This window comes from Tepidimonas sp., assembly GCF_046292505.1.
Taxonomy (GTDB): domain Bacteria; phylum Pseudomonadota; class Gammaproteobacteria; order Burkholderiales; family Burkholderiaceae_C; genus Tepidimonas.
In genome coordinates, this window is the sequence record NZ_JBKBQX010000002.1 from 102317 (window position 1) to 116446 (window position 14130).

The following is a 14130-nucleotide window of genomic DNA, read 5'->3' on the forward strand; positions in this document are numbered from 1 at the left end:
CGTGGTCGACGGGCATCCCCAAGGCCCGCCGCGCCTCAGTCCAGCGCCATCAGCGTCGCGTTGCCGCCGGCGGCTGCGGTGTTGACGCTGACGCTGCGCTCGGTCAGCAGCGCGGCTGGCGGCAGCGCCGCGTCAGGCGCGCCGGTGACGATCGGCACCACCGGCCCGGGCCGCGCCGCCAGCGCCTGCTGCAGCGCCACCAGCCGCGCGGCGTCGCCATCGAACCACACCACTTCCGGCGCCGTCGGCAGGGCCGCCAGCGCCGCCACTGTGGCCGCGTCGTGCCCCAGCTCCAGCGGCTGGCCGCCCAAGGCCCGCACCACGTCAGCCATCGCGCGGCGCGTGGCGGCGTCGCGTGCCACGCACAGCACGTGCCGCCGCGGCCACAGGGCCCAGGTGTCGCGCTGGCCGGTGGGGCCGCGCAGCACCACTGGCGCGCGCCAGTCCGCCGGGTCATTGGCCCCGACGAAGGCACGTGCGCGCGCCACCGCGTCGGCGGGCGGGTCGGCCAGCAGCCGATAGAGGTAGAGCGGCCCGCCGGCCTTCGGCCCCGTGCCGGACAACCCCTCGCCGCCGAACGGCTGCACGCCGACCACCGCCCCGATCATGTTGCGGTTGACGTAGTGGTTGCCGGCGCGCACTTGCTGCGTCAAGGCGTCGATGGTCTCGTCGATGCGGCTGTGCACGCCGAAGGTCAGGCCATAGCCGGTGGCATGGATGGCCTCGATCAGCGCCGGCAGCTGCTCGCGCCGCCAGCGCAGCACGTGCAGCACGGGGCCGAACACCTCGCGCTCGGGCAAGCGAAGGCCGTCCAGCTCGATCAGCGTCGGCGGCACGAAGGTGCCGGCCTGCGCCTCGGGCGGCAGCGGCAGCTGCCAGACGGCGCAGCCGCGCGCGCGCATCGCCTCGATGTGCTCGACGATGCCGGCGCGCGCCGGCTCATCGATCACCGGGCCGACGTCGGTGGCCAGCCTTGTGGGCGCGCCGAGGCGCAGCTCGCGCATGGCGCCGCGCAGCATCGCCAGCAGCCGCGGCGCGGCTTCCTCCTGCGCGCACAGCACGCGCAGCGCCGAGCAGCGCTGCCCGGCGCTGTCGAACGCCGAGGCGAGCACGTCCTGCACCACCTGCTCCGGCAGCGCCGAGGTATCGACGACCATGGCGTTCTGGCCGCCGGTCTCGGCGATCAGCGGCACCGGGTGCGCGCGCCCGTCCGCGCCGGTGCGGATGCGGCCCGCCAGCGCCCGTTGCAGCAACCGCGCCACCTCGGTGGAGCCGGTGAACACCACGCCGGCGATGCGCGCATCGGCCACCAGCGCCGCGCCCACCGTTTCGCCGGGGCCGGGCAGCAGCTGCAGCGCGTCGCGCGGCACGCCGGCGGCGTGCAGCAGCGCGGTCATGCGCGCCGCCACCAGCGGCGTCTGCTCCGCCGGCTTGGCCAGCACCGGGTTGCCGGCGGCCAGCGCGGCGGCGATCTGCCCGGTGAAGATCGCCAGCGGAAAGTTCCACGGGCTGATGCAGGCCACCGGCCCCAGCGGCCGGGCCGCGCGCGGCCAGCGCGCGTCGGTGATCTGCGCGGCGTCGAAGCGCAGGAAGTCGATCGCCTCGCGCACCTCGGCGACCGCGTTGGCGGCGGTCTTGCCGGCCTCGCGCATCAGCAGCGCGACGAAGTCCGGCATCTGCGCCTGCAGGGCCTCGGCGGCGCGGCGCAGGATCGCGGCGCGCGCCTCGGGCGGGGTGGCGGCCCAGCGCGGCGCCGCCGCCTGCGCCGCCGCCACGGCGGCGGTCACGTCGTCGGGGCACGCCTCCATCACCGTGCCGACGACGTCGCCGTGGTCGGCGGGGTTGGCGACGGGGTGGGGCGCGCCGTCGCCGGCGGGCGTCAGCCCTTCGGCCAGCCGCGGGCTGGCGTGCAGCGGTGCGGCGCGGCTTGCCTGCAGCGCGCGCTGCAGCATCGCCAGTGTCGCCTCGTCATTCAGATCCAGCCCGGCGCTGTTGGCGCGTGCCTGGCCATACAGCGCCGCGGGGGCCGGGATGCGCGGGTGCGGCAGGCCCACGGCGCCTTCGGCGCGCGCCCAGCCCTCGACGGTGGCCACCGGGTCTTCCACCAGTGCCTCCAGCGGCACGCTGGCGTCGGCGATGCGGTGCACGAACGAGGTGTTGGCGCCGTTTTCCAGCAGGCGGCGCACCAGGTAGGCCAGCAGCGTCTCGTGCGTGCCGACCGGGGCGTAGATGCGGCACGGCCGGCCGAGTCCTCCGGCTTCGACGGGTGCCACCACCTGCTCGTAGAGCGGTTCGCCCATGCCGTGCAGGCACTGGAACTCGTACTGGTGCGGGTGCCAGGCGGCGGGGTCGGCCATCTCGTGAATCGCCGCCAGCGTCTGCGCGTTGTGGGTCGCGAACTGCGGGAACACCGCCTCCGGGGCGGCCAGCAGCCGGCGCGCGCACGCCAGGTACGACACGTCGGTGTACGCCTTGCGCGTGTAGACCGGGTAATCGAGCCCGTCGAGCTGCGCGCGCTTGATTTCGCTGTCCCAGTAGGCGCCCTTGACCAGCCGCACCAGCAGCCGCCGCCCGCTGCGCCGCGCCAGGCTGATCACGTGATCGACCACCGCCGGCGCGCGCTTCTGATACGCCTGGATGACGAAGCCCAGGCCCGCCCAGCCGGCCAGCGACGGCTCGTGCGCCAGGCGCTCCAGCAGGTCGAGCGAGAGCTCCAGCCGCTCGCTTTCCTCGGCGTCGATGTGCAGGCCGATGTCGACCGCGCGTGCGGCTTGCGCGAGTGTCAGCAGGCGCGGGTAGAGTTCGTCCATCACGCGCGCATACTGGGCGCGGCCGTAGCGCGGGTGCAGCGCCGACAGCTTGATCGACACGCCGGGGCCGTCGATCACGCCACGGCCGGCGTTGGCCGCGCCGATGGCCTCGATCGCGGTGCGGTAGGCGTCGAAGTAGCGCTGCGCGTCCTCCGCGGTCAGCGCCGCTTCGCCGAGCATGTCGTAGGAGTAGCGAAAGCCCTGCGCCTCGCGTGCGCGGGCGCGCTCGAGCGCCTGCGCGATCGTCTGACCGATGACGAACTGCTCGCCGAGCAGCCGCATCGCCATGTCCACCGCGCGGCGGATCAGCGGCTCGCCGCCCTTGCGCAGCAGACCGGTCAGCGCGGCGCCCAGTCCCTCCTCGCTGTGGGTGGCGGTCAGCCGCCCGGTCAGCAGCAGGCCCCAGGTGGCGGCGTTGACGAAGGTCGAGGGGCTGCGGCCCAGGTGCGCGCGCCAGTCACCGCGGCCGATCTTGTCGCGGATCAGCGCGTCGCGCGTGGCGGCGTCGGGGATGCGCAGCAGCGCTTCGGCCAGGCACATCAGCGCCACGCCCTCCTGCGACGACAGGGCGTACTCCTGCAGCAGCGCCTGCACCAGGCCCTCGCGGCCGCGCTGCGGGGCGCGCTGGCGCAGCCCCTCGGCCAGCCGCCGCGCCAGGGCCTCCACGCGCGCGCGGGGTCCTTCCGGCAGGCGGGCCTGCTCCAGCAGGGCGGGCAGCAGCTCCGGCTCCGGCGCGCGCTGCAGCGGCGGCAGTGCTGCCATCGTGGCGGTGCGCGCGTGCGGAGCGTCCGCAAACGGCGCCAGGGGGGTGGGAGCAGAGACCTCGGCGGGCGGCCAGGGGGTGGGGAGTGGGGCGTTCATGACTCAGACAATCGAGGGGATATCAATACGCGAAGTCTGAGCCTTTGTTTGAAAAATAAAATTCGGTTTTTATTCTGAAAAATAGTCAAAATAACGACGTAAATCAAGTTTTACAAACTGAACCATGGACGACCTCGACCGCATCGACCTGCGCATCCTCGACGTGCTGCAGCGCGATGGACGCATCACCAACCTGAAGCTGGCCGAAGCGGTGGCTTTGTCCCCGACGGCGGTGCTGGCGCGGGTGCAGCGCCTGACACGGGCGGGCTACATCCTGGGCTACGAGGCGCGGCTGAACCCGGCCAAGCTGGGTGCTGGGTTGCTGGTGTTCGTGGAGGTGCTGCTGGACCGCACCACACCCAATGTCTTCGAGCAGTTCAAGGCTGCGGTGCAGGCCTCGCCGCAGGTGCTCGAGTGCCACATGGTGGCCGGCGGTTTTGACTACCTGGTCAAGACGCGCGTGGCCGACATGGCCGATTACCGGCGTTTTGCGGGCGATGTGCTGTGGCAGCTGCCGGGGGTGCGCGAGACGCGCACCTACGCCGTGATGGAGGAGGTCAAGAGCACCCACCACCTGCCCCTCTTTTGACGAGGCAGGCGGTGGGTTGGGCGGGCCAATATCAGGCTGCGCGGCGCAGCGACGCGGTGCGCGGACGCAGCAGGCCGAACAGATTCTTGGGGTCGTCCAGGTCGGGGATCAGGTCCAGCGCCTCCCCCAGGCCCAGCTGCTCGGCCGCGGCATGAACGAAGCGCAGCGCGGCGTAATCCTCCAGCGCGAAGCCGACCGAGTCGAACACCGTCACCTCGGCGCCGTCGCGGCGGCCGGGGCATTGCCCGGTCAGCACCCGCCACAGCTCGGTCACGGGAAAGTCGGCCGGCAGTTGCTGGATGTCGCCCTCGATGCGGGTTTGGGGCTCGTACTCCACGAACACGCGCGCGGCCCGCAGCACGTCCGCATGCAGCTCGGTCTTGCCGGGGCAGTCGCCGCCCACCGCGTTGATGTGCACGCCCGGTGCGAGCATATCGGGCGTCAGGATGGTGGCGTTGGTCTTGTCGGCGGTGACCGTGGTCACGATGTCGGCGCCCCGCACGGCCTCGGCAGTGCTGGCGCATCGTGTCAAGGTCAAGCCGCTGTCGCGCAGGTTGGCCATGAGCTTGTCGGTCGCGTCGGGATCGGTGTCGAACAGGCGCAGCTCCCGAACGCCAAGCAGATGCGCGAAGGCCAGCGCCTGGAACTCGGCCTGCGCGCCATTGCCGATCAGGGCCATCACGCGGCTGTCCGGGCGGGCCAGGGCCTGCGCGGCGACCGCCGACGTGGCGGCCGTGCGCAGCGCGGTGGTCAGCGTCAGTTCGCTGAGCAGCAGCGGGGTGCCCGTGTCCACGTCGGCCAGCACGCCGAACGCCATCACCGTGGGCAGCCCGACGCGGGTGTTCTTGGGGTGGCCGTTGACGTACTTGAAGCTGTAGAGCGCGTCGTCCGCGATGGGCATCAGCTCGATGACGCCATCGCGCGAGTGGTTGGCCACGCGCGCGCTTTTGTCGAAGTCGGGCCAGCGGCAGAAGTCCTCGCGGATGTGCTCGGCGATGCCGCGCAGGCAGGCCTCCACGCCCAGCGTCTGCACCAGGTGCACCAACGTCGGCGCGCTCAGGTAACGGGTGGCGGTTCGGGGGCGGCGGGAAGTCGTCATGTCCAAGTCTCCGGTCTGGTCGATGTCAATGGCGAGAGCCGGAAGTGTGGATGCGGCCCGCGACAATGTAAAACGTCAAAATGTTGACGATATGGACTAAATCTGACGAAATGTCAGCAGCCGATGAACATATCGATAGGAGGCGGGGATGGACGAACTGGATCAGGCCCTGATTGCCCTGCTGCGGCGCAATGCACGCCTGAGCGTCGCCGATCTGGCGCACAAGCTGAAGGTGTCGCGCGGCACGGTGACCAACCGCCTGCGCCGGCTGGAGGATGCGCAGGTGATTCTGGGCTACACCGTGCGGCTGCGCCCGGAGTCCGAGCCCGAGCGCATTCGCGCCTGGATGAGCGTGCTGGTGGAGGGCAACCAGACGCGCGCCGTGATCGCCAGCCTGCTGGGCGAGCCCGGTGTGGTCAAGCTGCACGACACCAACGGCCGCTGGGACCTGCTGGCCGAGTTGGAGGCGTTATCGATGAACGAGCTGTCCGACATCCTCGAGCGCATCCGGCTGATCAAGGGGATCCACAGCACCGAGACCAGCATCCACCTGCGCACCTACCGCTGAGCATCCGTCACACGGCGGCTGTGGCGACGATTTCGATCTTCCACTCCGGGCGCGCCAGCCGGGCCTGCACGGTGGCGCGCGGCGGCGTGTGGCCGGCTGGCACCCACGCATCCCAGGCGCGGTTCATGCCGTCGTAGTCGGCCAGATCGGCAAGAAAGATCTGCACCATCAGCAGCCGGGTCTTGTCGGTGCCGGCGCGCGCCAGCAGCGCGTCGATCATGCCGAGCACCTGGCGCGTCTGGCCCTCGATGTCCTGTGTCGCATCGTCGGGCACCTGCCCGGCCAGGTAGACCGTGCCGTTGTGAATGGCCATTTCGGACAGGCGCGGTCCGACGTCGAAGCGTTGCACCATGAAGCATTCTCCTGGGTAAGTGGGTGAAGGGTCAGCCGGCCGCGGTGGCCAGCGCGCAGCGGGCCGCGGCCAGATCCCAGCCGGCCCAGCCGCAGCTCTTGAAGAACACCGGCCCGCCCGCGCGGCGCGCGCGCCGCCAGGCCGGCGTGTCGCGCATCACGTCCGCCAGCGTCGGCAGCGCCGTCACGTCCAGTCCGGCCTGCAGCAGGTCGCCGGCCTCGTGGTCGGCGTCGCGCGTGTCCACCACCAGCGTGCCGGTGGCGGCGAGGTGCCGGCACACGTCGGGCGCCCACTCCACCATGCGGGGGGTGAAGGCGCCCACCGCGGCGACGAAGGCGTCGGCGCGCGGCCGTGCGCGCAGCGCCACCGCCTGCGCAGTGGTGCAGCTGACCACCAGCGGGCAGTCGGCCAGCGCCGCGTCGGCGTCGTCCACGCGCTGCGCGTCCAGCCCCAGCGCACGGGCATGGGCCACGAGCGCGTCGGCGCTGGCGGCGCGGCGCGAGGCGATGCGCACCGCGCGCACGCCCAGTCCGGCTGCGAAGGCTTCCAGATGCGCGCGGCCCTGCACGCCGGCACCGACGATCAGCAGCGGGCCGTGCGGGCGCGGCGCCAGATGGCGCGCCGCCAGCAGCGACACCGCCGCCGTGCGCCGCGCGGTGACGGTGGGGCCGTCCAGCACGGCGCGGCGCTCCCCGCTGCGTGCGTCGAAGACGACCACGTCGCCCTGGATGGCGGGGCGGCCGTGGGCGGGGTTGTCGGGCACGAAAGTGATCAGCTTGGTGATGGCCAAGGCGGCGTCGGCCGCGGGCATGACGAACAGGCTGCCGCCGCCCGGCAGCGGCTGCACCAGCCGTGGCGGCACGGTGACGGTGTCGTCGCGCAGCAGCGCCTCGATGGCGTCGGCGAGCCGCGGGTAGGGCAGGGCGGCCGCGGTGGCAGCGGCGTCGAGCGCGGTGGGCGGGACCATGGTGCGGCGAGCGGCAGGTCAGCGTGAGCCAGCATGCGCGGATCAGGCAGCCGGCGGGGTGTCGGCGGCTGGCGCGTCAGGGACGCGTTCCGGACCGTGGGCCGGGGGCGCGGTGGGGCGCTGCAGCGGCAGGGCGAAAGCGAAGGTGGCGCCTTCGCCGGCGCGCCCATCGGCCCAGATGCGCCCGCCGTGGCGCTCGACGATACGCCGGCACAGGGCCAGGCCAATGCCCGTGCCCTCGAAGTCCTGCGCGCGGTGCAGACGCTGAAAGACGCCGAACAGCCGCTCGGCCCGCTCGGCATCGAAGCCCACGCCGTTGTCGCGCACCCAGAAGACGGCCTCCGGGGTGCCGTCCGGGCCGGGCCGCCGTTCGGCACCGATGGCGATGATGGCCGGCCGGCGCGGGCGGCTGTACTTGAAGGCGTTGCCCAACAGGTTGTCCCAGACCTGCGACAGCAGCAGCGGGTCGCCCTCCACCGTGGGCAGCGCGTCGGGCAGGTGCAGCTCGCATTCCCCCTCGGCGCGGCGCAGGGCCGGGTCGTGTTGCACGCGGTTGAGGCTGCTGCGCAGCAGGTCGAGCATGTCCACGGGCTGCCGTTGCACCTCGGCGCGGCCCAGCCGGGCAAAGGCGAGCAGCCCCTCGATGAGCCGCCCCATGTGCGCGGCGGCTTCTTCGATGGTGTGCAAGTCTTCCGCGACGTCGGGGGTGAGCGGCTGGCCCAGATCCTCGCGCAGCAACTGCACATAGGCGGTGATGTGCCGCAGCGGGGCGCGCAGGTCGTGCGAGACCGAGTACGAAAACGCCTCCAGGTCCTGATTGGCCGCCTGCAGTTGCCGGGTGCGCTCCTCCACCTTGCGCTCCAGCGCCTGGTTGAGGTCGCGCAGCAACTCTTCCAGCCGGTGGATTTCGGTCATGTCGCGCACCAGGCAGGCAGTGCCCAGCGCCTCGCCGTCCGGGCCCGTGAGCGTTGTGTACACCATGTGCGCCCACAGCCGCGAGCCATCGGCACGGCGTTGCCAACCGGTCGATTCGCTCTGGCCCAGCAGGCTGGCGCGCTCCAGGGCCTGGGCCGCGTCCGCGGGCAACGGGTGCGGCCGTTGCGGGGTGTCGGGGCCGTGCGTGCCAATGACCGCTTCGGCGGCATAGCCGAGCAGCCGTTCGGCGCTGGCCGGCCAATCCTGGATCGCGCCGTGCGCGTCCAGAAAGAAGATCGCCGCGTCGCGCAGCCCGTCGGACAGCGCCTGCCAGCGGGCCTGCTGCAGCGCCAGGTGGGCGTCCTGCCGTTGCAGTCGCTGCTGCAGATCGTGCTGCTGGTCCTGCAGGGCGGCCTGCCGCCGCTGCAGCGCCGTCTCGTCGCGCAGCAGCACGAACACACCGGCCACGCCGGCGTCGCCGTGGTCGGGCAGCAGCGTCAGTTCCCAGTGGGTGATGCTGCCCTCGCGGTCGCGCTGCACGGCAATGCGCCCCCCTTCGCCGCGCAGCGCCGGCGCCATCCAGGGCAACAGGGTGTCGATCCAGTCGTCGTCCACGGCCTCGTGCCAGGACAGCCCGTCGATCTGGTCCCAGGCCAGGTGGGGGCGCAGCAGGGGTTGCGCGGCGGGGTTGGCATGGCGACAGCGCAGGTCGGCGTCCAGGCTCAGCACGCCATCGGGTAGGGCATGCAGCAAGCGCAGCAGGGCGTCTGACGGGGGGGAGGCAGCGGCGGCGTCGTGCGCACCCGCATCGCTGGCCGAGCCGGCCGCCAGCGCCGTGAAGAATGACGGCGGCAGGTGCGTGGGCCAAGGGTCGCGCGGCAGCGGCTGCATGGCATGAACTGTAGCGCAAGCCCCCGTACCGCCGGACCGCGCGGGGCGTTTCGCTGGGCATGCGGGGTGCCGCCGCCCGGTGCCCGTTCAGAAGCGCGGCAGATCCGGATGCGGCAGCCGCCCGCCCCGCACCAGCATCTTGCCGTACTCGGCGCAGCGCTGCAGCGTCGGGATGACCTTGCCCGGATTGAGCAGTTCGTTGGGGTCGAACGCGCGTTTGATGGCGAACATCTGCTCGCGCTCCTCGGGGCTGAACTGCACGCACATGCTGTTGAGCTTTTCCACGCCGACGCCGTGCTCGCCAGTCACGGTGCCGCCCATGGCGACGCTGGTCTCCAGAATGTCGGCGCCGAAGGCCTCGGCGCGGTGAAGCTGGTCGGGGTCGTTGGCGTCGAACAGGATCAGCGGATGCAGGTTGCCGTCGCCGGCGTGGAACACGTTGGCGCAGCGCAGGCCGTACTTGTTCTCCATCGCCGCGATGGCCTCCAGGATGTCGGCCAGCCGCTTGCGCGGGATGGTGGAGTCCATGCACATGTAGTCCGGGCTGATGCGCCCGCTGGCCGGAAAGGCGTTCTTGCGCCCGCTCCAGAAGCGCAGCCGCTCGGCCTCGTCGCGGCTGACGGCGATGCGCGTGGCGCCGGCTTCGCGCAGCACGGCGCTCATGCGCTCGATCTCCTCGGCCACCTCCTCGGGCGTGCCGTCGGATTCGCACAGCAGGATGGCCTCGGCCTCGAGGTCGTAGCCGGCGTGGACGAAGTCCTCCACCGCCGCGGTCATGGGCTTGTCCATCATCTCCAGCCCGGCCGGGATAATGCCGGCCGCGATCACCGCCGCCACGGCGTCGCCGGCCTTGCGCACGTCGTCGAAGCTGGCCATGATGCAGCGCGCGAGCTGCGGCGTCGGCGTCAGCCGCACCGTCACCTCCAGCGTGACGGCGAGCATGCCTTCCGAGCCCACGATCAGCGGCAGCAGATCGAGGCCCGGGGCGTCCAGCGCGTCCGCGCCAAACGTGACCGGCTCACCCTCGATGGTGAAGCCGCGCACCTTCAGCACGTTGTGCAGCGTCAGGCCGTACTTGAGGCAATGCACGCCGCCGGAGTTTTCCGCCACATTGCCGCCGATGGTGCAGGCGATCTGGCTGCTCGGGTCGGGCGCGTAGTACAGCCCATGCGGTGCGGCGGCCTCGCTGATCGCCAGGTTGCGCACACCCGCCTGCACGACCGCGGTCTGCGACAGCGGATCCACCTGCACGATGCGGTTGAATTTGGCCAGCGACAGCGTCACCCCCAGCGGGTGGGGCAGCGCGCCACCGGACAGTCCGGTCCCGGCGCCGCGGGCCACCACCGGCACCTTGAGCAAGTGGCAGGTGCGCAGGATGGCCTGCACTTGCTCCTCGGTCTCCGGCAGGGCCACTGCCAGCGGCCGCTCCCGGTAGGCGGTCAGGCCGTCGCACTCATACGGCGTGGTGTCCTCGGGGGTCCACAGCAGCGCGTGGGGCGGCAGCACCAGCGACAGGGCGCGCACCACCTCGGCCTGGCGGTCGGCGCGCCGGACGGCGCGGGATTCTGGGGTGTCGTGGGCGGTCATGACAGGGGGCAGCAAACGCGTCGCCGCAGTGTAGGCCAGGACACGCCGGCGCGGCTGAAAAATCCTTGAGCGTGGCGTGAATCCATGTGCGGTGGGGCTTGAAGTGACGGCCTGCTGCCTCTATTTTTGGTGGTGTGAGCGATGGGCCTGTGCCGGTGGTGTGGAGGCGCTGGCGGGCCCGACCGATGTCGAAGCCCTCCACTTTCAAGGAGACTGCCGCATGAGCAACCTGATTCCGCGCCGCATGAGCCTGTTCGATGAGTTTTTCCGGGACATGGCCCCGGCGTTTTATGTGCGACCGCTGCACGGCGAGCCGCTGCCGCAGCAGATCAAGGTGGATGTGAAGGAAAACGACCAGGCCTATGTGATCTCAGCCGAGATGCCTGGGGTGGGCAAGGACAACATCCATGTGTCCGTCGAGAACAACCTGGTCACCATCGCAGCAGAAGTCAAGCAAGAGGACGCCCAGCGCGACGGCGACAAGGTGCTGCACAGCGAGCGCTATTACGGCGCCATCTCGCGCAGCTTTGCCCTGCCGGGTGATGTCGACGAATCGACTGCCAGCGCCAAGTACGACAACGGCGTGCTGACGCTGACGCTGCCGAAGAAGGTCGCGGTAGCTGGCAAGCGCATCCGCATCGAGTGAGCGGCGCGGGCGCGGCGGGCCGGGGCGCCGGTGGCGGCGCTCAGGCCACCGCCTGCTTGAGCCAGGCGGCAAACGTCGCGCACTCCCAGCGCTCCATCGCCCCCGCGCGCCAGCACAGGTAGTGCGCGTGCGGGCTGGGCACGTTGTGCGGATACAGCCGCACCAGCGTGCCGTTGTCCAGCCACGGCGCGCCAAGCTTCAGGCGCACCAGCGCCACGCCCATGCCGGCGGCGGCGCCGTCGCACATCAGACCGATGTCGTTGAACTGCGAGCCATCCGTCGGCTCCGGCCAGTCCAGGTGGTGCGCGGCAAACCAGGTGCGCCACGGCTCCAGCGGGCTGCGCAGCAGGGGGACGCCTTCCAGGTCCTCCGGCCGCTCGAACGGCCCATGCTCGCGCGCAAACGCGGGCGACGCCAGGGGCGTGACCTCGTCCTTCAGGATGCAGGTGAACTCCACGTCCTGGTAGCGCCCGGTGCCGTAGCGGATGGTCAGGTCGGCGTCCTCCGCCACCACGTCCAGCAGCGGGATGCTGACCTGCAGCGTCAGGTCGATTTCCGGATAGGCCTCGGCAAACTGGCGCAGCCGCGGCATCAGGATCGAGCGCGCGAAGGTCGGGGTCACCGCCAGCCGCAGCTTGCGCCGCCCGGGGGTGGCATTGCGGCTGGGAAAGCGCTGCAGCGCCGTCAGCCCCTCGCGCACCTGGGCCAGGTATTCGCTGCCCTCCGTGGTGAGGGAGAAGTCCGCCCGTCCAAACAGCTTGACGCCGAGCTGCTCTTCCAGCTGCCGGATGCGGTGGCTGACCGCGCTGGGTGTCACGCACAGCTCGTCGGCCGCCTGCGTGACGCTGCGCAGGCGCGCCAGCGCTTCGAAGGTCAGCAGGCACTGGATGGGGGGAATGCGGGGGGACATGGTGGGCGCCAGCTCAGCGGAAGACCACCGTGCGCTGGCCGTTGAGCAGCACGCGGTGTTCGCTGTGCCACTTGACCGCGCGTGCCAGCACCTGGCTTTCGGTGTCGCGGCCGATGGCGGTCAGGTCCTCCACCGTCATCGCATGGTCCACGCGCGCCACGTCCTGCTCGATGATCGGGCCTTCGTCCAGGTCGGCGGTGACGTAGTGCGCGGTGGCGCCGATCAGTTTGACGCCGCGCTCGTGCGCCTGGTAATAGGGCTTGGCGCCCTTGAAGCTGGGCAGAAAGCTGTGGTGGATGTTGATCGCGCGGCCGGCGAGCTGCTGACACATGCCGTCCGACAGGATCTGCATGTAGCGCGCTAGCACCACCAGCTCGGCGCCTTCCTGCTCGATGATGTCGAGCTGGCGCGCCTCGGCCTGCGCCTTGGTGGCGGCCGTCACCGGGATGTGGTGGAACGGCACGTTGTAGCCGGCGGCCAGCTGGTAAAAGTCGCGGTGGTTGCTGACGATGGCGCGGATGTCCAGCCGCAGCAGGCCGCTTTTCCAGCGGAACAGCAGGTCATTCAGGCAGTGGCCCTGCTGGCTGACGAAGATGACGGTGCGCATCGGCTCGTGCCAGGGGTGCAGGCTGCACGCCATGCCGTGCTGCTGGCCAAACGCCTGCACCGCAGCGCGCAAGGTGGGCGCGTCGTGGCCCGGGCAGGTGAATTGCACGCGCATGAAAAAGCGGCCGCTGTCGCGGTCGTTGAACTGGGCCGCCTCCTCGATGTTGCCGCCCTGCTCCAGCAGAAAGCCCGAGACGGCGTGCACGATGCCGGGCTTGTCCTGACAGGATAGGGTGAGTACGTAAGTGTCTTGCATGGTCGCGGATTGTCGCAGTTTGGCCGCCCTTGCCATGCGGGCGGGTTCGGGTGTTCAAGCGCCGCGTCCCTGCTCCAGCAGATGCACCAGCGTTTGCAGCGCGTGGTTGACCGGTGCCTGCAGGCCGTGGGCGCGGGCACGCGCCACCACATGGCCGTTGAGGTGGTCGATCTCGGTCGGGTGGCCGCGCAGCAGGTCGCGCGCGGTGGACGACATTTGGGTGGCCATGCTCTGCGCAATCCGCTCGACGTCCGCATCCAGTGCAGCGGCATCCAGCGCGATGCCATCGGCTGCTGCCACCGCCACGCATTCGCGCACCACTTGGCGCAGCATCTCCGTCACGCCGGCCTGCGCCCACAGCCACCCGTAGGGTCGGGCGGTGATCGCGGACAGGGCATTGAACGCGCAATTGACCACCAGCTTGGTCCACAGCGCCTGCGGCACCGCGTCCGAGACGGTGGTCGGCACACCGGCCCGCTCGAGCGCCGCCTGCACGCGCGCGGCCTGTGGGAACGGCGCCAGCACCAGATCCCCGCGGCCGTGGTGGCGCACATGGCCCGGGCCTTCCAGCCCCGCGGCCACATACACCGCCACCGGTGCCACCGGCCTTCCCAGCACACGCGCCAGCCGCTCGGCGTTGTCCACACCGTTTTGCAGGCTGAGCACCGCGGTCTGCGGGCCCAGGTGGGGGCGCAGCGCAGCCCCCGCCGCTTCGGTGTCGCCGGATTTGACGCACACCAACACCACGTCCGCACCCGCCGTGGCCGCGGCGTCCGTGTCGGCGTGCACGGTGATGCGCTCGTCGAAGACGGCGGTCTGCAGCCGCAGCCCATGCGCGCGCATGGCCTGGACGTGGGCCGGACGGCCGATCAGCACCACCGGCACGCCGGCGCGCGCCAGCATGGCGCCGTAGTAGCTGCCGACGGCACCGGCGCCAAAGACGGCAAAGCGGGGCAGGGGCTCAGTCGGGGCTACAGTCGTCATAGGGCATCGCACGGGGGTGGCCAAGGGCGGAGTGGCGGGGTAGGCACCGTCGCGCCCGGCGCGGCGGCTGCCCATAGCGTAGCACCGCG

Annotated in this window: 12 protein-coding genes; 3 read left to right on the forward strand and 9 right to left on the reverse strand. The window is 71.4% G+C overall.

Translation table 11 applies throughout. The features are described from left to right. Positions 1 to 35: 35 nt before the first annotated feature. A complete protein-coding gene (putA, locus tag ACK4TH_RS01990; protein ID WP_409621904.1) occupies positions 36 to 3671 on the reverse strand; it encodes a bifunctional proline dehydrogenase/L-glutamate gamma-semialdehyde dehydrogenase PutA in 3636 nt (1211 codons plus the stop codon). A gap of 124 nt (positions 3672 to 3795) precedes the next feature. Between putA and ACK4TH_RS01995 the strand changes: the two genes are divergently transcribed. Then, positions 3796 to 4260: an Lrp/AsnC ligand binding domain-containing protein gene (locus ACK4TH_RS01995; protein WP_409621907.1), complete on the forward strand. Its 465-nt coding sequence runs from the start codon at positions 3796 to 3798 to the stop codon at positions 4258 to 4260. A gap of 31 nt (positions 4261 to 4291) precedes the next feature. Here the strand turns inward: ACK4TH_RS01995 and ACK4TH_RS02000 are convergent, their stop codons facing one another. Beyond that, a complete protein-coding gene (locus tag ACK4TH_RS02000) occupies positions 4292 to 5359 on the reverse strand; it encodes an ornithine cyclodeaminase (protein WP_409621910.1) in 1068 nt (355 codons plus the stop codon). A gap of 148 nt (positions 5360 to 5507) precedes the next feature. Between ACK4TH_RS02000 and ACK4TH_RS02005 the strand changes: the two genes are divergently transcribed. Then, positions 5508 to 5927 (forward strand): Lrp/AsnC family transcriptional regulator, encoded by a 420-nt coding sequence (locus ACK4TH_RS02005; RefSeq protein ID WP_409621913.1) that lies wholly within the window; start codon positions 5508 to 5510, stop codon positions 5925 to 5927. A gap of 7 nt (positions 5928 to 5934) precedes the next feature. Here ACK4TH_RS02005 and ACK4TH_RS02010 read toward each other — a convergent pair whose 3' ends face one another. The 4 genes from ACK4TH_RS02010 to ACK4TH_RS02025 form a co-directional block, all read right to left on the reverse strand. Next, on the reverse strand, positions 5935 to 6279 hold the full coding sequence (locus ACK4TH_RS02010) for a RidA family protein (protein WP_409621916.1): 345 nt from the start codon (positions 6277 to 6279) through the stop codon (positions 5935 to 5937). Between the two features lie 31 nt (positions 6280 to 6310). Next, positions 6311 to 7246, reverse strand: coding sequence for a delta(1)-pyrroline-2-carboxylate reductase family protein (locus tag ACK4TH_RS02015; RefSeq protein ID WP_409621920.1), 936 nt, complete (start codon positions 7244 to 7246; stop codon positions 6311 to 6313). Between the two features lie 42 nt (positions 7247 to 7288). Then, a complete protein-coding gene (locus ACK4TH_RS02020) occupies positions 7289 to 9052 on the reverse strand; it encodes a sensor histidine kinase (protein ID WP_409621923.1) in 1764 nt (587 codons plus the stop codon). 87 nt (positions 9053 to 9139) lie between these two features. Then, positions 9140 to 10639 (reverse strand): FAD-linked oxidase C-terminal domain-containing protein, encoded by a 1500-nt coding sequence (locus ACK4TH_RS02025; protein WP_409621926.1) that lies wholly within the window; start codon positions 10637 to 10639, stop codon positions 9140 to 9142. Positions 10640 to 10859: 220 nt separating this feature from the next. Here ACK4TH_RS02025 and ACK4TH_RS02030 point away from each other — a divergent pair, with 220 nt between their 5' ends. Continuing rightward, the gene (locus ACK4TH_RS02030) at positions 10860 to 11285 is read left to right on the forward strand and encodes an Hsp20/alpha crystallin family protein (protein ID WP_409621929.1); all 426 of its coding nucleotides are present in this window, start codon (positions 10860 to 10862) and stop codon (positions 11283 to 11285) included. 40 nt (positions 11286 to 11325) lie between these two features. On the opposite strand, the gene ACK4TH_RS02035 is transcribed toward ACK4TH_RS02030, so the two are convergent. The 3 genes from ACK4TH_RS02035 to ACK4TH_RS02045 are packed head-to-tail and all read right to left on the reverse strand — an operon-like array spanning position 11326 to position 14041. Further along, positions 11326 to 12195, reverse strand: a complete 870-nt coding sequence (locus ACK4TH_RS02035) for a LysR substrate-binding domain-containing protein (protein WP_409621932.1) — start codon at positions 12193 to 12195, stop codon at positions 11326 to 11328. Between the two features lie 13 nt (positions 12196 to 12208). After that, complete coding sequence (purU, locus tag ACK4TH_RS02040; protein WP_409621935.1) at positions 12209 to 13057, reverse strand: formyltetrahydrofolate deformylase; 849 nt, start codon at positions 13055 to 13057, stop codon at positions 12209 to 12211. A gap of 54 nt (positions 13058 to 13111) precedes the next feature. After that, a complete protein-coding gene (locus tag ACK4TH_RS02045; RefSeq protein WP_409621938.1) occupies positions 13112 to 14041 on the reverse strand; it encodes a ketopantoate reductase family protein in 930 nt (309 codons plus the stop codon). Between the last annotated feature and the right edge of the window lie 89 nt (positions 14042 to 14130).